Genomic DNA, 18,007 nt, shown 5'->3' with positions numbered 1-18,007 from the left:
ATGAAACTCGTTTTCGCATCAAACAACAAAAACAAACTACAGGAAATAAGGCATCAGCTGCCGCCCGAAATTGAATTACTAAGCCTTGAAGACATAGGCTGCCATGAAGATATCCCGGAAACAGCCGATACTATTGAGGGTAATGCCATTTTAAAAGCCGACTATGTTACCAAACACTATGGCTATGATTGCTTTGCCGATGATACAGGCCTTGAAGTAGACGCCCTTAACGGTGCACCCGGCGTTTACAGTGCACGCTATGCCGGCGAAGAAAAAGACGCCAATGCCAATATGGACAAGCTTCTAACTGAGCTTGCAGGTAACAAGAACCGCGCTGCCCGTTTTAAAACCGTTATAGCCCTAAACCTTAACGGAACGCAACATCTTTTTACAGGAATTGTAAACGGAAACATAACTCTCGAGAAAGCCGGAACTGAGGGATTTGGCTATGACCCGGTGTTTATCCCTGTAGGATTTAGCCTTACTTTTGCACAGATTTCTTTAGCTGAAAAAGCACTGCTTAGCCATCGCGGACGCGCCGTAAAACAGCTGCTTGATTTCCTTAAAAAATAAACCTTTGAAAATCAAACGTTTTCTTAAAAATAATTCTGTAACCCTCATTAGTTAATATGATTAAGAAAATGTACCTTTGCGGCTTATTTAAAAGCATATATGAACAAATTTGAACAATTAGGGTTAAATGAAGCGCTCGTTAAGGCAGTTAACGATCTTGGCTTTGAGAACCCCTCTGAAGTCCAGGAGAAAGCGATTCCCCTATTATTGGAAAAGGATACCGACATGGTTGCACTTGCACAAACCGGTACAGGTAAAACCGCAGCATTCGGTTTTCCGCTTATCCAAAAATTAGACCCTGAGAGCAGGAACACTCAGGCGCTTATTCTCTCTCCCACACGGGAACTTTGCCTGCAAATTACAAACGAAATTAAGCTTTATTCTAAATACGTTAAAGGCCTGCACACTGTAGCTGTTTATGGTGGCGCAAGCATTAACGACCAGGCTCGCGAAATTAAACGTGGCGCACAAATTATTGTTGCCACCCCGGGCCGTATGCAAGACATGATAAACCGTGGCCTTGTAGACATTTCTAAAATTGATTTCTGCGTTCTTGATGAGGCAGACGAAATGCTAAACATGGGCTTTTATGACGATATCGTTTCGATACTGTCTACAACCCCAGATGAAAAAAGCACCTGGCTTTTCAGCGCTACAATGCCGCAGGAAGTGGCACGCATAGCACGCGAGTTTATGCGCAAGCCGCTTGAAATTACAGTAGGCCACAAAAACTCTGGCTCAAGCACTGTTTCCCACGAATTTTATGTGGTGGCAGGCCGCGACCGTTATGAAGCCCTTAAACGCCTTGCAGATGCTAACCCTGATATTTTCTCGGTTGTATTTTGCCGCACAAAACGCGACACACAAGCTGTAGCCGAAAAACTTATTGAAGACGGATACAATGCTGCCGCCCTGCATGGCGACCTTAGCCAGGCACAACGCGATGGTGTAATGAAATCATTCCGTGGCAGGCAAATACAAATGCTTGTGGCTACCGATGTGGCTGCACGTGGTATAGACGTAGACAACGTAACGCACGTTATAAACTACCAGCTACCTGATGATATAGAAACCTACAACCACCGTAGTGGCCGTACAGGCCGTGCCGGTAAACTGGGCACCTCTATTGTTATTGTTGCAAAAAGCGATATCAGGAAAATACACGCTATAGAAAAGACCATCAAACAAAAATTTGAGGAAAAAACTATTCCGTCTGGTATAGAAATTTGCGAGATACAGCTACTGCACCTTGCAAACAAAATACATGATGTAGAAGTTGACCACGAAATAGACTCTTACCTTCCTGCAATTTATGAGGTTATGAAAGACCTTAGCAAAGAAGAGCTTATCAAGAAAATGGTATCGGTAGAGTTTAACCGTTTCCTTAACTACTACAAGAAAAACAAAGACCTTTCTACCCAAAAAGCAGGCACAGCTGATACCCGCAGGGAAAGCTTTAGCGGTGGAGGAGATGGCGCCGTAAGGTACTTTATAAACATAGGCTCACGCGATGATTTTGACTGGATGAGCCTTAAAGATTTCCTTCGTGATACACTTGGGCTTGGCCGTGACGATATCTTTAAAGTTGACGTAAAAGAAGGTTTCTCTTTCTTTAATACCGATGCTGAGCACGCTGATATGGTAATGAATACCCTAAACAGCATGCACCTTGAAGGCCGTCGCCTAAATGTAGAGGTTTCTAAAAACGATGGTGGCCGTAACGACCGCCGACGCGACCACAACAACCGTGGTGGCGGAGGAAACTTTGGTGGGCCAAGGGGCGAGCGCCGTGGAGAAGGCTTTAAAGGTGGTGGAAGAAGAGAAGGTGGTTCGGGTTCGGGTTCTGGCCGTCCGCCACGCCGTAGCGATTCTGCACCTCGCGACAGGAAGCCAAGAAGGGGCTAAAAAAATATTTTAACAACTATGCATAATAACTACAAAATATCGCGTTTGTTTATTACCTTTACTATACATAACAAGCCAATGAGGTATTTTGTAGTTATTTTATTTTTATTGCTTCCTTTTTTAAGCGAAGCACAAACCACTCAACCCACAACTACGGCACAGGCACAGCCTGCCGAGGTTTCGGGTACCATAATTTCAGACAATACATTATTGCCTATATCAGGCGCTAATATCATAAACATCAACAAAGTAAAAGGCACCCTTACCGATACCAAAGGTAATTTTACTCTTGAAGCTGCTGTTAATGATACTATACATATTTCATTTATTGGCTATACATCTGTAAAAGTGCGTGTTACTAATGACTGGGTTAAGAACTCAGCCCCTGTAAAAATTACCCTTACCGAAAAGGCTTACACACTTGAAGAAGTGGTTATTAACTCTTACAACCTTACAGGCTACCTTCAGGTAGATGCCAAGCTGGCACCGGTACAGCCACCTGCTTTCCGTTACAATATATCATCATTAGGTATTGGTTATGAAAGTGCCGGAGGTGCAGCCGCATCGGTAAACCGTGTATTGAGTTCTGTATTTAACCCGGCTGACCTTTTACATAATACTTTTGGTAAAAAAGGTAATGAAATGCGCAGACTACGCGAAATGAAAAAGGATGATGCCGTGCGCAATGCGCTTGCCTCAAAATTTGACCGCGAAACGCTTTCTGCCCTGCTTGGCGTTAGCAAACAGGAAATTACCGACATACTTGAGCGCTGTAACTATTCGGAAGAATTTATTAATACTGCTAACGACCTCCAGATTATGGATGCCGTGAGTGGTTGCTATGAAGAATATAAGGCTGTAAACCGTTCTTCAGCTTCTAACTAAGCTTCTTCAGGAATATACCTGCTTTTTACAAAGTCGATATCCTTAATAGATTTCTCGGCCCAGTCAATGCGCTTTTCAAGCACCTGCTGCTCTGTAAGTTGCCAATTGATATCTTCTGCCTTTCTAATTTTACCGCTCAAATGCTGAATAATTATTGCTGCCGAAGAAGATATATTAAGGCTTTCGGTAAAACCCAACATTGGTATTTTTAAAAAACCATCGGCATTTTTAAGTACTTCATCAGTCAGGCCGTCAATTTCCGTCCCAAAAAATAAAGCAAAAGGTGTTGTTACATCAAAATCATCAAGGTAGCATGAGTCTTCATGAGGTGTAGTAGCAATAATGCGATATCCTTGCTGTTTCAAGTCAGATATACACCGGGCTGTAGAAGCAAACCGATTAACATCTACCCACTTTTGGGCACCAAGGGCAATTTCCTTATCTATGGTTTTGCCCATCTTCTCCTCTATTACATTTAATTCCTGGACACCAAAAACCTCGCAGGTACGCAATACGGCGCTGGTATTATGCAACTGAAAAATATCCTGTATAGCTACTGTAAAATGCCTGCTGCGCTGCGCCAATATGCGCAAAAAAGTATCGCGGCGGTTTTCGGTTATAAAGTTTTCAAGGTAATTAAGGTAACGGGTAAGTTGGATATCTTTCATTTATAAATTGTAGTCTTAAATAAATTGTGTACATTAGTTGTAACCAAAAACCGACTAATGACACAGGAACAACTACTGGAGCAAATTTATAAAAAAGACGGCAAAGCATTTACCACATTGTATGATATGTATTCTAAAAACCTGTATGGTATTATCTTCAATATCCTAAAAGACAAGGAAGAAAGCGAAGATGTACTACAGGAAGTTTTTGTAAAAATATGGAAAGGCATAGACAGCTATAATGAAAGTAAAGGCCGATTTTTTACCTGGATACTTAATATTTCGCGCAACGCCGCTATAGATAAGCTGCGTTCTAAGGGCCACAAAAACAGCTCTAAAAACCTCTCTTCTGATAATTTCGTACATATTCTTGACCACAATACAAGTGTGGTAAACAAGATAGATGCAATAGGCATACGCGACTTTATAAACAAGCTAAAGCCTAAATGCATCCGCCTTATAGACCTGCTCTTTTTTAAGGGCTACACACAGCAGGAAGCAAGCGAAGAGCTTGAAATACCGCTGGGTACCGTAAAGACGCAGAACAGGAATTGCATGAATGAACTCAGGACTTATTTACAGGTATAAATGGAAACCCAGGAATATATACAATCAGGCATACTCGAGCTTTATGTGTTTGGCCTTTTAAGCGAAACCGAAAACCTTGAGGTTAAAAAAATGGCCGATGAACACGAAAGTGTACAAAGTGAGATACTATCTATAGAAAAGGCTGTAATAAACCTTTCTTATGTAGTATCACCACACCTGTCATCTGCTAATTATGAAAAAATCAGGCAGAAGCTTATAGAAAAATACAGTGAGCGTGAGGTAGTGCAGTTAGAGCCTAAGCGTGGCATAGCGCCATATATTGGCTGGGCAGCGGCTGTACTGCTTATGTTTGGCATGGGCATACAGTACTATAAATACAACCAAGCAAACGAAGAACTTAACAAGGTTAGCGTGCAAAGTACCCGTTTCCAGGAATTGCTGGCCAACCTTGAAAAAACCAACAACCAAAACGCAACGGCACTTAATGTATTACGCGATAAGGGCAACAAAGTGGTTCCGCTTGCCGGTCAGGAAGTCGCACCCCAGGCCTATGCAACCGTGTATATGAATACCGGTAAAAAAGAGGTATATGTAGATATAAGCGGGCTGCCAAAAGCACCTGAAGGTAAGGTGTACCAGATGTGGGCGCTTCAGTTTAACCCACTTACACCAAACAGTATTGGCGTATTGAGCGATGCAGGCAACACAAGCGGCGTGTTTAAAGTAGATAACTTTGACGGCGTTCAGGGCTTTGGTATAACACTTGAGCCTGCGGGCGGTAGCAAATCACCTACGCTTGACCAGCTGTATACTTTAGGACAGATATAAAGCATTAAAATTATTTTGCCACGAATTACACTAATTTTCACGAACTAAAATTCGTTGAATTAGTGTAATTCGTGGCAAATTTTATTTGGTATATTTGGTTATGAAGAAACTGGTAATACTATCGGGCGCAGGCATTAGCGCCGAAAGCGGTGTGAGTACTTTTCGCGATGCGGGCGGGCTATGGGAAGGTCATGATGTAATGGAGGTAGCCTCTCCCGAAGGTTTTAGGGCAAACCCGGCTCTGGTACTGGATTTTTACAACAAGCGCCGCCGCCAGTTGTTTGAGGTACTACCTAATAAAGCCCACATAATAGCAGCCGAGCTTGAAAAAGACTTTGAGGTAACCATCATTACCCAAAACGTAGACGACCTGCACGAACGTGCCGGCAGCACCCACGTACTACACCTGCATGGCGAACTGCTAAAAGCACGCTGTACGGTACAATATGATTCAGTCATAGACTGGAAAGAGGACATTTCTTTAGGCCAGCTGCACCCCACAACCGGCAAGCAACTACGTCCGCATATAGTATGGTTTGGCGAGGCCGTACCTGCCATTGAAGAGGCAGTTGGTATTGTAGAGCAGGCTGATTATGTAGTGGTAATAGGCACATCATTACAGGTATATCCTGCTGCGGGGCTTATGGATTTTGCTAAGCCATCTGCTAAAATATTTTATGTTGACCCCAAGCCGGTAAGCATCCCCAACCTTCGTAATGAACTTGAAGTTTTGGCAATGAAAGCAAGTGAGGGTATAGAAGTTGTGAGACAAAGGCTGAATCAGGGCTTATAATTACGTATATAATCCATTACAATCCGGTCTATATTTTCATAAGACGTACCGTATAAACCAGCCAAAACATTTTGCAGGTCGGTTATGGTTTCGCCACAATTCAATACTTTATTAAGCCCATCCAGCCCATATTTTTCATATGCCAACTTACAAATAACGGCACCGGTTACATACAATGGCGAATTGTCATATTGATTCCTGTAACGATTTTCTAAAATATCCATTACAGTCAGGGCGGCATTACTTTTTATATCTCCGGAAAATTTCAAAAGAGCCTCCTCAAACGTTTCATCATAACCCGGCCCTCCCAGCCATGTGGCAATACCTTCGTTAATTATAAAAGGCCTTTTGCCATCAGGAAATAAAAGGTGTACAAACTCATGGTCATAATCCTCATTACCAAAAGCCGTATAAAGTTCCATGAACTTTTTTAAAGCACGCCCTGTTCCGTAAGAAAGCCAGTAATCATAATTAAACAACCTTCCCAGCGCATCAGAATTTGGCGTTATATAATACGTAATAGGCCCGGATACCTCAATTTTAAACTGTTTTATGGTATTCTCGCAAAAAGCAAGCGCTTTCTTGGCTTTCTTTTTATTAAAAACACAATCAGGGTGCACCACATATTTTATAAACTTGTAGTGATACACTTTCCAGTTACGGGTATCATAACTCATAGTATTTTCAAGCTTATAAGCACCATTAATGCCTTCTACCGCATATAACCGGTGAATAGCCATAGGATTATAAAAAGCATAATCTTTGTCAATACTGTCGTTCATAAAGATGGTTTTAATCTGGTAGCGCCCCTCTTCTACCTTATCTATCTGCAGTATTTTAGGTTTAAAATAGTACAGGCTGTTTTCTTCAAAGTTAAAAGTGCCCATAATCACTCCCATATCAGGCTGGAAACCATTATCTGTAAAACGCTTCAATTCAGTTTCGTTCCAGTACGGATTAGCATAAACACTATCCGGCCTTGAGCTAATATAATCACTATAAAGGTGGTACACTTTATTAACGTTTACATCAGTAGTGTCTACACGGGCAGAAATATCTGGTTTAATTTGGGCGTTTACTGAAACAAAGGCGAATAATAAAAGGTATTTGTACATTTTGTTTGATTGATTGCCGCAATGTAATTATTTTGTAAATCAAATACCATTATACAACAATTTTTATCGTGTATACAGGTTATAATGATAACTAATCCTCAACTTATGAAAATCTGGAGAATTGCTTTTTACATTATCAGCATATTCCCGCTACTATTTATTATCCCGTTACTTACCTTTTATTTCCACACTGCATACAACACAGGGCATTTACCTACTTATGGCAACCCAGATCCAAAATATTCCGGTTTATACAATTACTATAACCCATTGATTCATATTACATTTTCGGCCTGGATTCTTTCACTATTACCGTGGCTTATAATGCTAACAGTACATTTCTTTATCAAAGAAAAAGAACCGTTGCAAAAAATAAAGGTTTGGGGAGCCCTGTTTCACCTTGCATCATTTATAACAATGTTATCGGTAGTTTTTGAATGGTATGTAGATTAAGTATATTGCCAGTTAGCTTAAAAACCTTATATTTGCGCGCATAAATACAACAACACAATATTTATGCAATTATCTGAACTGAATGCCATATCGCCTATTGATGGCCGATACAGGAGTAAAACACAAGCCCTTAGCTCTTATTTTTCGGAAGAAGCCCTTATAAAATACCGCGTACTTGTAGAGGTAGAGTATTTTATTGCCCTTTGCGAATTACCCCTGCCACAACTTTCAGCCATAGATAAAGCCACTTTTGAGCCCCTGCGCGATATTTACCGCAATTTCAATTCAGAAGATGCGCAAAGCATAAAAGACATTGAAAAAACCACAAACCACGATGTTAAGGCGGTTGAATACTTCATTAAAAAAGCCTTTGACACCCTTGGTTTAGACCAGTATAAAGAATTCATACATTTTGGCCTTACCAGCCAGGATATCAATAATACTGCAATACCGCTTTCTACAAAAGAAGCGTTTGAAAAAGTATATATGCCGTCGCTTATCGCTGTTATCGCAAAACTGAAAGAACTTAGCATAGAGTGGGCCGATGTACCCATGCTGGCACGCACACACGGCCAGCCAGCCTCTCCTACCCGCCTTGGTAAAGAAATACTGGTGTTTGTAGAGCGCCTTGAAGAACAGCTGCGCCTGCTGTTCAACGTGCCGTTTGCAGCAAAATTTGGCGGTGCTACCGGTAACTTTAACGCACACTTTATAGCCTATCCGCAAACCGACTGGCGCAAGTTTGGTGGCGATTTTGTTGAAGGTACACTTGGCCTGCAACACTCGTTCCCTACTACGCAAATTGAACATTACGACCATTTTGCAGCATTTTTTGATGCCCTTAAGCGCATCAACAACATCCTTATTGACCTTGACCGCGATATCTGGACGTACGTATCTATGGATTACTTCAAGCAAAAAATAAAAGCCGGCGAAATAGGCTCATCGGCCATGCCACACAAGGTTAACCCTATTGATTTTGAAAATTCTGAAGGCAACCTGGGTATAGCCAACGCCCTGTTTGAGCACCTTGCAGCAAAACTGCCTATTTCACGCCTTCAGCGCGACCTTACTGATAGTACTGTTTTAAGGAATGTGGGTGTGCCAATTGGCCATACCATCATTGCTTTTGAAGCCACCCTTAAAGGTCTTAATAAACTGTTGCTTAATGCAGATAAATTTGCCGAAGACCTTGAAAAAAACTGGGCTGTTGTGGCAGAGGCTATCCAAACTATACTACGCCGTGAGGCTTATCCTAACCCGTATGAGGCGCTTAAAGACCTTACACGTACCAACACGGTTATTGACAAGAATGCAATTCACAATTTTATAGGTACACTTAACATTAGCGATGCTGTTAAAGAGGAACTACTTAAGATTACACCGTCTAATTACCTGGGTATTCAGCCTTAATTTTAAGTTTTAATTTAGATTTTATAAGTTTTTTAGCACATTAGTTAGCGCTTAAAATGTTATCTTGCAGCAAAGCCGTTGCTATGCCCAATAAGATACTCATTTTATTTGCCCATCCGTTGTTTGAGAAATCAAACGCTAACAACGCGCTTGTAAGCAATATACCTGATTCTCCAAATATTACATTTCACGACCTCTATCAGGAGTATCCTAATTTTGATATTGATATAAAGCGCGAACAGGAACTGCTGTTGCTACATGATATTGTCATTTGGCACCACCCGATGTACTGGTACAGTTGTCCGCCTCTTTTAAAGCAGTGGATAGACCTTGTGCTGGAGCACGGCTGGGCCTACGGGCGTGAGGGGTTTGCCCTTAAAGATAAACTACTGTTACAGGCCATAACAACCGGAGGTAAAAAAGAGAACTACTGCTCTACCGGGCGCGACAGGTTTACTATTTTACAGTTACTGGAGCCTTTTTGCCAGACTGCAAAAGTTTGTAACATGACTTACCTTCCACCGTTTGTAGTGCATGGTACACATTCTATGGATCAGGATGGCTATGATGATCATGGAAAACAATATAACCTCATGCTTGAATACCTTGAAAACAAGGAAATAGACCTCGCCGAACTGGCTCAACACGACTATTTTAATAACTGGATGGCAACTAAAATCGGGTAATTATGGCAGATGGTTTTTTCTTTCAGGCAATAATATACCTGCTGGCAGCAGTAGTATGTGTACCAATAGCCAAGAAGCTTGGGCTTAGCTCAATATTGGGTTATCTTTTTGCAGGTATTATTATAGGCCCATACGTATTGGGCCTCATAGGCCAGGAAGGCCAGGATATTATGCACTTTGCCGAATTTGGCGTAACCATGATGCTGTTCCTTATAGGGCTTGAACTCGACCCCTATAAATTTTGGCGCATGCGTCGCATAATTATAGGCATGGGGCTTTTACAGGTGTTGGGCACAGCGGCAGTGCTTTTTATAGTATGCTCTTTGGTATTACGGTGGAACTGGCATGCAACGTTAACCATTTCACTTGCCCTTACCCTGTCTTCAACGGCTATTGTAATGCAAACCCTTAAAGAAAAAGGGCTTACCAAAACCTCTATGGGGCGGTCATCTTTTGCAGTGCTGTTGTTTCAGGATATTGCAGTAATTCCTATCCTTGCCATACTCCCACTATTAGCTGATGGCGATATTAATAATAAAAACATAAGCCAGTCGCTTATTTCAAACCTTGATCCATGGCTGCAAACAGGCATTGTATTTGGTACAATAGGGCTTGTTTATATTGGCGGAAGGTATATAATCATACCATTGCTTCATGTAGTGGCTAAAACACGCTTACAGGAGTTATTTACAGCCTCTGCATTGCTATTGGTTATGGGTGTTTCATATATGATGCAGCTTGTAGGCCTTAGCCCTGCACTTGGTGCATTTATAGCAGGACTTGTATTGGCAAATAGTGAATTCCGTCATGAGCTTGAAGGCGATATTGCACCATTTAAAGGGTTGCTTTTAGGACTGTTCTTTATAGGCGTTGGGGCATCTATAAACTTTAATATCATTGCTGCCGACCCAATATTTATACTTATTTTTTCAACCATATTCAACTCACTCAAGTTCTTTGTGCTGTTAGTGGTGGGTAAAGTATACAGGAAAAGCTCAGACCAAAACCTGCTGTTTTCTTTTGCATTGAGCCAGGCTGGTGAATTTGGTTTTGTAATACTGGGTTTTGCAGTGCAACTCAACCTTCTACCTACCACATTAAGTAATCAAATGATGGCCGTTATTGCCATAAGTATGATAGGTACACCATTCTTGTTATTAATTAATGAAAAATGGATAGACCCTTTCTTTGGAGTAAAAGAAAAACCCAAGGAAAAGTATGATAATATTGAAGAACAAAACGATGTGGTTATAGCCGGTTTTGGCAACTTTGGAAGTACTATAGGCCGCCTGCTTAAAGCCAATGGCATACCTGCTACGGTATTGGATATGGATTCAGACAGGGTTGATTCGCTTCGTAAACTGGGCTTTAAGGTGTATTATGGAGATGCCTCAAGACTGGAACTTTTAAAAGCCGCCGGATGCGAAAATGCCAAATTGTTTATAGCTGCTATTGACAACCCACGTGTAAACCTGCAGGTGGTAGAAATGATTAAAAAGCATTTTCCGCATCTTAAAATATTAGCCCGTGCCCGTAACCGAAATGACGCTTTCGAGCTGGTAGATATGGGTGTAAACGATTTTTACCGCGAAAATTTGTATAGCGCCGTTAACCTTGGGGTTGATGCCCTTGTAGAAATGGGCCATCGCCGTTATACCGCCACACGCCAGGGGCAACGTTTTATTCGCGTAGATGAAGAAGCTACCTTCCGCCTGGCAGAAAAGCGCCATGACAAAAAAGCGCTTCTTATAAGCACCCTTCAGGAAATTGAAATCCAGGAGCAGCTTATAAAAAGCGACTTATACAACCAGCTTGGCGCCCAGGACCACGCCTGGGAGGCCGATGATATCCGCCGCGAACAGCAGCAGGGTGAATCTTAGTGCAGCTTGGTTACTTTAATCATTATATCTTCCTCAATAGGGAAAACCTCTCCGGTAACGGTAATTTTATCGCCTGTTTTAACCGCCCTGTAATCTTTTGGGTCGGCCATATTAGGTATGCTTATAGTTGCAATATAGGTTTTACCTTCAGTATTCTTTAGCTTGGCAGAATAACCGTCTTTGCCCTGGTTAATTTCAAACACTTCTCCGGTAATGGTAATAATATCGCCCTCGGCCGGCCTTGTATCTTGAGGTTTTTCAGCAGGAGGTAAAGAGTCTGTAGCCGTTGCTGTTGCATCAACTTCTTCCGTTGCCGGAACTTCGCTTTCAGGCACTTCGCCCTGTTTCTTTTCGGTACAGGCAACAGTTAACAAAAGGCTTAAAGCAGCTAATGGTAAAAAACGTGATTTCATAGTTATGATTTTTGCTCAAAGATAAGGCTTTCCTCACAAGCATAATGTTATTAAAAACAAAAACCGGCTGCATGGCAACCGGTTTAATTTTATAGTAATGCAACAGATTAATGTCCGCCGCCGCTTACCTTATCAAAGTTAATGCCTTGTTTGGTAAGTATGCCTTTAACCGTAATGGCATAAAATGCAAGGTAGGCAAAACATACAACGCCTACTATGTAGCTGGCCTGCATACCTATAATTCCGGCAAGGTAACCCTGGGCAATACTTATAAATCCACCCCCCATAATCATCATGATAAGGAAGGTACTACCCTGAGTGGTTTGTTTACCAAGGCCACTAACGGCAAGCGTAAAGATACACGGCCACAGTGTACTACAAAATAAGCCCACACTTGTAAAGGCAAAAATACTAACATTGCCTTCAGTAAGCATACCTATTATTAGTGCTATAATTCCCAATATTGAGAAGAACATAAGCATGGTGGCTGGATTACCCTTACTGGCAAAATCGGCTACTATAAGCACAACAATAATGGCAGCATATATATAAAACGGTGCCACGTCATGGCCTATGAGTGTATTAACCCCAAGGAATACCCCAAAGGCAAGATAAGGGGCAACTATCTTTAATATTTTTTGAAGGCTTACATCATTAGTAAACGCTTCTACAGCGCCACCCCAGCGGCCTATCATAAGGCTTGCCCAATATAACGATACATAAGGCGCTACAGAACTTGTAGCAAACCCAAGTTCTTTAAGGTAGGCAGGCAGATTACTGGCAGTAGAAACCTCAACACCTACATATAAAAATATGGCAAACATACCCATTAAAAGCTGTGGATATTGCAATGCCGATTTTTTTGCAGGGGCTGCATCGCTAACAACATCTTCTTCTATAGTTTCAGGATGGTTGGGTAGCGAAGACAGCTTAAGGAATATTGCCACAAGTAGAAAAACACCCGCAAGGATAAGGTAAGGCACTTTAACCGTATTAATATCTACATTTTCAGACGGGGCTGATACCGAACCAAAAATAGCAAGGCTAACTAATAGTGGGCCTATGGTTGTACCAAAGTTGTTAATACCACCTGCAAGCGTAAGGCGCTGTGAACCTGTTTGTATAGGTCCAAGTGCAATGGCAAGTGGGTTAGCAACAGTTTGCTGTAATGAGAAACCAAGTGCAACCACAAAAAGGCCGGTTAGCATTAGCGGAAAAGAGTTCATTTCGGCAGCAGGGTAAAACAATACTGCACCAACAGCCGAAATGGTTAAGCCTAAAGACAGCGAGTTTTTGTAGCCAAGGCGCTCTACAATGTCTCTTTTTGTAATAGATGAGATGGCAATGTACAGCAGCGAGCCCACTGTATAAGCAATGTAAAATGCAAAAGATACCATTTGGCTTTGCCAAGGCTCTAAGTCAAATTTATCTTCAAATACAGGAATAAGGATGTCGTTACTGGCGGCAACGAAACCCCAGAAAAAAAATACGGTTACGAGCGGAATGAACTGCCCCCAACGCGTTTGGGTGTTTGATGAACTCATAGTTTCATTTTAAGGGTTAATGAATAGTTTGGGTATTATTGATATTTGGGTTTCAATTTATTCTGATTTCTTAACCTCAGTGCGTGGGCCTATGCCGTTTGCATTAAACGCTTCTATGGCAAAATAGTAAGCATCTGTGCGGTCGAGGCCGCTAAAATAATACTCATTTTTGCCATATACCATAATTGAGCCGTATAATTTTTCGGGCGATTTGCCAAAATATATTACATAACCGTCAGCTTCTGGCTGTTGCTGCCATTTAAACCAAACATTGCGGCGCTCACCCTTCTTGCGGGGCTCAGCACGTAGTGGCACAAAATTTTTAACCTCACCCGGCTTATTACCAGCACCTTTACCAAACACTCGGAAACCACTCAGGGCAAATTTACCGGTTGGCATTTGTATATTTTCAAGCTTTAAGTAGCGGGCTGCAGCGGGCTTTTCAAGCTCAATATAATCGTGTGGCACATCAGTGTTATTTTTGCTCTTATCTAGCAAAACCCTCCACTTTTTTCCGTCATCTGAGGCATAAATAATGTATTTATGCCCGGTTGTAGTTTCAGGCTTGCCCATAATATCGGCATCCTGGTCGGCATAATTAAGCTGGATGGCGTTAATAGTTGACTTCTCCCCCAGGTCAGTAATTACATATTCGCCTTTATCGGCCGTTTTAGCACTCCAATAAGTCTTTATATCTTCATCTACTAAATAATTTGCCTGGTAGCCCCCTAAGGTACTCGAAACCAGTACAGGCTTGTTGTAGTTAAGCAACATCCATCCGGTAAAGGAATTCAGGCCGTTGTGTGCTTTATTTTCAGATGGCAGATAGGTGGGGTAATCACCATAAGCGGTATTACTGTATAAAATGCCATCGGTATCAAAACCGGCAGGCCATATACCCAGCCTGCGCTCAAAATTATTCTTTGTAGAAATTACAATGGTAGATATATGCCAGTAAGCACCCTTATCGTCCTGGTAGGTAGCCCCATGCCCCGCCCCGCGCGCAAAACCACCCGGTTTATACGAAAACGGGTTGAACGACTGGTATTCAAACGGCCCAAGCGGGTTGCTGCCTACATAAACACCATCGGCATAACCACTAAACTCAGTACCCGGAGCACCATATTGCAGGTAGTACTTGCCGTTGTGCTTGGTCATAAAAGCCCCTTCGGTAAAGGGCTGTAAAAAGGTATTATCATTATGCTCGCCAAAGCGTTCCCAGCCGTGCTCATCGTCGTTAAGCGCCAATACAGGGATTACTTCTCCTTCCGGTTGAAAAGTCTTGCGATTAAGCTTTACCCCATACAGCGGATACAGGTTGCTGGAACCGTAGTACAGGTATACCTCATCTTTTTCCTTATCCCAAAATATTTGCGGATCCCATGCACCGGCTTCAAACTTATGTACCAGTTCTTTCCAGTTGTCGCCATCAGGCTTTGTACTCATCCAGATGGGAAATTCCTTAGTATGGGTAGACCCCACTACAAGCAGCGTATCATTTACAAACGAAACCGACGGCGCGCAAAGCTCATCGTACACATTATGCTCCGGCCTCAGGAATTTGCGGGGAATAAACTTCCAGTTTACCATATCTTTACTATGCCAGTATCCCCATTGATTGGTAGAAAACAAGTAATACTCACCTTTAAAATAGGTAATTACAGGGTCGGCTGTAGCGCGGTGCTTGCCTTGTGTTACAAAATTGGGTATGGGGCAATAACCGTAATCAATATTTATGGGGTTGCAATAGGTTTTTTGCTGTCCAAAACAGGTGGCAGTAAGTGCGGTAAGCAAAAAAAGTGTTGCAAGCGTGCGGAGCATTTTTATTTTTAAAAATTTCATAAATATAGGTATTCAAAAGTTGTGGGAGTAGATTAATAATTTAAAAATCAGCGTGTTTTAAAACCATTTGGTTATAATTTCTAATCGAAAACCAAAAAGGACTGCTTATTTTTTATAATGATAAAAAAAGGCTGCCCCATAAGGCAGCCCATCCCAAAGATCAACAAAATTAAACTCAAAATTATTTAACTAACATAAATTCAGTAGTCAGGCCTGCATCAGAACTACCGCCAACAAACACTTTAAAGTCACCGGGTTCTGCCACAAACTGCATATCTATATTGTAAAAGCGTAAATCATCAGGTTTTATATCAAATTCCACCGTTTTCTTTTCGCCCTTTTTAAGTGCTGTTTTTTTAAAACCTTTCAGTTCCCTAACTGGGCGGGTTACTGAGCCTACCTCATCCTGAATATACAACTGTACGATTTCCTCTCCGTCAAAATTGCCTGTGTTTGCTACATCTACAGTCACTTTTACAGTGCCATTGGCTGTAAGCTCTTTAGACGATATTTTAAGGTTAGAATACTCAAACGTAGTATAGCTAAGGCCGTAACCAAACGGATACAGCGGGCTGTTATCGCTATCTATGTAGCGCGACTTGTATTTTTGCTCAGGGTCTTTAGAGCCAAGGTAGGGCCTGCCTGTATTTTTATGATTGTAGTAAATGGGTACCTGACCCAATGTGCGTGGGAAAGTTATAGGTAATTTACCTGATGGGTTATTAATGCCATAAAGCGTTTGGGCAATGGCATCGCCACCCATAGTACCGGGAAACCAAGCTTCAAGTATGGCATCCATATTTCCATTTTCCCAACTTAGCGTAAGCGGGCGGCCATTCATAAGCACAAGCACCACCGGCTTGCCCAGCTTTTTAAGTTCTGCTAAAAATTCTTTCTGTATTCCCGGAAGGTCTATTACAGTGCGTGAAGCAGCCTCGCCGGTCATATTTTCAAATTCGCCCATTACGGCTACAATTACATCGGCTGTAGAAGCCGCGTCAAGGGCTGCTTTCATCATATCACGACGCTGGTCCACAATTTCAATTCCTTTGGTAAAGCTTATTTTGCTCTTGTCGCTAATTATTTTTTTTACGCCTTCCTCAACACTCACGGCATAACCGTTTCGGTCTCCCGTAGCTGCCCATGAGCCTATAATATTCCATTCATCACTTACCAACGGCCCAACAAACGCCACACGTTGCTCTTTTTTAAGTGGGAGTACGTTATTGCTGTTTTTAAGCAATACCATACTTTTATTAGCTACGGTAAGTGCAGCATCAAGGTATTCTTTCTTGTATATTTCCTGCTTTTCACGTTTAACATCGTTATAACGATATGGGTCTTCAAAAAGGCCAAGGTCGTACTTAGCTTCAAGAATACGCCTGCAGGCGTCATTTATCTGTGCTTCGGTTACTTTACCTTCGGCCAATAACTTTTTGAGGCTTTTAAGGTAAATACCGCCCACCATATCCATATCTACACCTGCTTTAAGCGACAGTTCGCCTGCATGTATAGAATCTTTTGCAAAACCGTGCGGTATAAGCTCGTTAATGGCGGTATAGTCTGTAACCACAAAGCCGTCAAATTTCCACTCGCCTTTCAGTATATCACGCAACAGGAATTTACTACCCGTTGCCGGAACACCTGAAATTTCATTAAATGATGTCATGAACGTACGAACGCCGGCATCTACCGTAGCTTTAAAAGGCGGCAGGTAGGTTTCCCGCAATACGCGCTCGCTCATATCCACTGTATTATAGTCACGTCCGGCCTCGGCAGCGCCATAGGCAGCAAAGTGCTTGGTACAGGCAAGTATAGTGTTTACAGCACTAAGGTCAGCGCCCTGAAAACCCTTTACCCTTGCAATAGCAAGTTGAATTCCCAGATAGGTGTCTTCGCCCGAACCTTCGCTCACACGGCCCCAACGCGGGTCACGCGCTATGTCTACCATAGGGGCAAACGTCCAGTGTATGCCGCTTGCAGCAGCTTCGGCGGCAGCTACTTTACTGGAAAGCTCAGCCAGTGCCGGATCCCAGCTTGCCGATTCGCCCAGGTTTATAGGGAAAACCGTGCGGTACCCATGAATAACATCATAACCAAAAAGCAACGGAATTTTAAGCCTCGAATTTGCCATATTAAGCTCCTGTAGCTTACGGGTATACTCAACACCTGTAGCGTTTAAAATAGAGCCTACATTGCCTTTTTTTATCTGCTCAATAAAGTTATCGCCGCTTTTAGGCCCTGTTGTAGTACCATCTGCGGTAAATTGCACCAACTGGGCAATTTTTTCGTCAACGGTCATTTTAGCCATCAGTTCGGTTACAAACTCATTGCGGGGCTTTATTTTTGCGGCTTTTTTATTTTTCTGGGCATATAATGATGTCCCGCAGGCTAATAGGATAATGAGTATTTTGGTACACTTCATTTCAAATATATTTTAAAATAGATGTTTTGGATAAA

General features: G+C 42.1%; 15 protein-coding genes. 9 read left to right on the top strand and 6 right to left on the bottom strand.

Features of this window, described 5'->3' with window-relative positions; genetic code table 11:
• The 3 genes from AM279_RS01565 (at position 1) to AM279_RS01555 (ending at position 3,363) form a co-directional block, all read left to right on the top strand.
• Positions 1-573, top strand: a complete 573-nt coding sequence (locus tag AM279_RS01565; RefSeq protein WP_054405919.1) for a non-canonical purine NTP diphosphatase — start codon at positions 1-3, stop codon at positions 571-573.
• A gap of 99 nt (positions 574-672) precedes the next feature.
• Entirely contained in the window at positions 673-2,478 is a 1,806-nt protein-coding gene (locus tag AM279_RS01560) for a DEAD/DEAH box helicase (protein WP_054405918.1), read from the top strand.
• 18 nt (positions 2,479-2,496) lie between these two features.
• On the top strand, positions 2,497-3,363 hold the full coding sequence (locus tag AM279_RS01555; protein WP_143090349.1) for a carboxypeptidase-like regulatory domain-containing protein: 867 nt from the start codon (positions 2,497-2,499) through the stop codon (positions 3,361-3,363).
• Here AM279_RS01555 and AM279_RS01550 read toward each other — a convergent pair.
• Positions 3,360-4,031: a TrmH family RNA methyltransferase gene (locus tag AM279_RS01550; RefSeq protein ID WP_054405917.1), complete on the bottom strand. Its 672-nt coding sequence runs from the start codon at positions 4,029-4,031 to the stop codon at positions 3,360-3,362. The genes AM279_RS01555 and AM279_RS01550 overlap by 4 nt on opposite strands.
• A gap of 57 nt (positions 4,032-4,088) precedes the next feature.
• Between AM279_RS01550 and AM279_RS01545 the strand changes: the two genes are divergently transcribed.
• The 3 genes from AM279_RS01545 to AM279_RS01535 all read left to right on the top strand — a co-directional run bounded on the left by AM279_RS01545 (position 4,089) and on the right by AM279_RS01535 (position 6,201).
• Complete coding sequence (locus tag AM279_RS01545; protein WP_054405916.1) at positions 4,089-4,619, top strand: RNA polymerase sigma factor; 531 nt, start codon at positions 4,089-4,091, stop codon at positions 4,617-4,619.
• Positions 4,620-5,408, top strand: coding sequence for an anti-sigma factor (locus AM279_RS01540; RefSeq protein ID WP_054405915.1), 789 nt, complete (start codon positions 4,620-4,622; stop codon positions 5,406-5,408). It begins immediately after the preceding gene.
• 100 nt (positions 5,409-5,508) lie between these two features.
• Positions 5,509-6,201, top strand: coding sequence for an SIR2 family NAD-dependent protein deacylase (locus tag AM279_RS01535; RefSeq protein WP_054405914.1), 693 nt, complete (start codon positions 5,509-5,511; stop codon positions 6,199-6,201).
• Here the strand turns inward: AM279_RS01535 and AM279_RS01530 are convergent.
• A complete protein-coding gene (locus AM279_RS01530; RefSeq protein WP_054405913.1) occupies positions 6,189-7,316 on the bottom strand; it encodes a hypothetical protein in 1,128 nt (375 codons plus the stop codon). The two genes, AM279_RS01535 and AM279_RS01530, sit on opposite strands and share 13 nt — an antisense overlap.
• A 516-nt stretch (positions 7,317-7,832) precedes the next feature.
• Here AM279_RS01530 and purB point away from each other — a divergent pair.
• From purB to AM279_RS01510, 3 genes are all read left to right on the top strand, one after another.
• Positions 7,833-9,182 carry an adenylosuccinate lyase gene (gene purB / locus AM279_RS01520; RefSeq protein ID WP_054405911.1) on the top strand — a complete coding sequence of 450 codons (1,350 nt, stop codon included), beginning with the start codon at positions 7,833-7,835 and terminating at the stop codon, positions 9,180-9,182.
• Positions 9,183-9,265: 83 nt separating this feature from the next.
• Positions 9,266-9,868, top strand: a complete 603-nt coding sequence (locus AM279_RS01515; RefSeq protein ID WP_054410049.1) for an NAD(P)H-dependent oxidoreductase — start codon at positions 9,266-9,268, stop codon at positions 9,866-9,868.
• A gap of 2 nt (positions 9,869-9,870) precedes the next feature.
• Positions 9,871-11,748 (top strand): monovalent cation:proton antiporter-2 (CPA2) family protein, encoded by a 1,878-nt coding sequence (locus tag AM279_RS01510; protein WP_054405910.1) that lies wholly within the window; start codon positions 9,871-9,873, stop codon positions 11,746-11,748.
• Here the strand turns inward: AM279_RS01510 and AM279_RS01505 are convergent.
• From AM279_RS01505 to bglX, 4 genes are all read right to left on the bottom strand, one after another.
• The gene (locus AM279_RS01505) at positions 11,745-12,161 is read right to left on the bottom strand and encodes a hypothetical protein (RefSeq protein WP_054405909.1); all 417 of its coding nucleotides are present in this window, start codon (positions 12,159-12,161) and stop codon (positions 11,745-11,747) included. The two genes, AM279_RS01510 and AM279_RS01505, sit on opposite strands and share 4 nt — an antisense overlap.
• A 107-nt stretch (positions 12,162-12,268) precedes the next feature.
• Positions 12,269-13,705, bottom strand: coding sequence for an MFS transporter (locus AM279_RS01500; RefSeq protein WP_054405908.1), 1,437 nt, complete (start codon positions 13,703-13,705; stop codon positions 12,269-12,271).
• Between the two features lie 57 nt (positions 13,706-13,762).
• Positions 13,763-15,547, bottom strand: a complete 1,785-nt coding sequence (locus AM279_RS01495) for a family 43 glycosylhydrolase (protein WP_236688478.1) — start codon at positions 15,545-15,547, stop codon at positions 13,763-13,765.
• Between the two features lie 181 nt (positions 15,548-15,728).
• Positions 15,729-17,972, bottom strand: a complete 2,244-nt coding sequence (gene bglX / locus AM279_RS01490) for a beta-glucosidase BglX (protein WP_054405907.1) — start codon at positions 17,970-17,972, stop codon at positions 15,729-15,731.
• Between the last annotated feature and the right edge of the window lie 35 nt (positions 17,973-18,007).

This window comes from Flavobacterium akiainvivens (assembly GCF_001278115.1).
Taxonomy (GTDB): Bacteria; Bacteroidota; Bacteroidia; order Flavobacteriales; family Flavobacteriaceae; genus Flavobacterium; species Flavobacterium akiainvivens.
The sequence above is the reverse complement of the archived record's forward strand: the minus strand, read 5'-3'. Positions and strand labels throughout refer to the sequence as shown.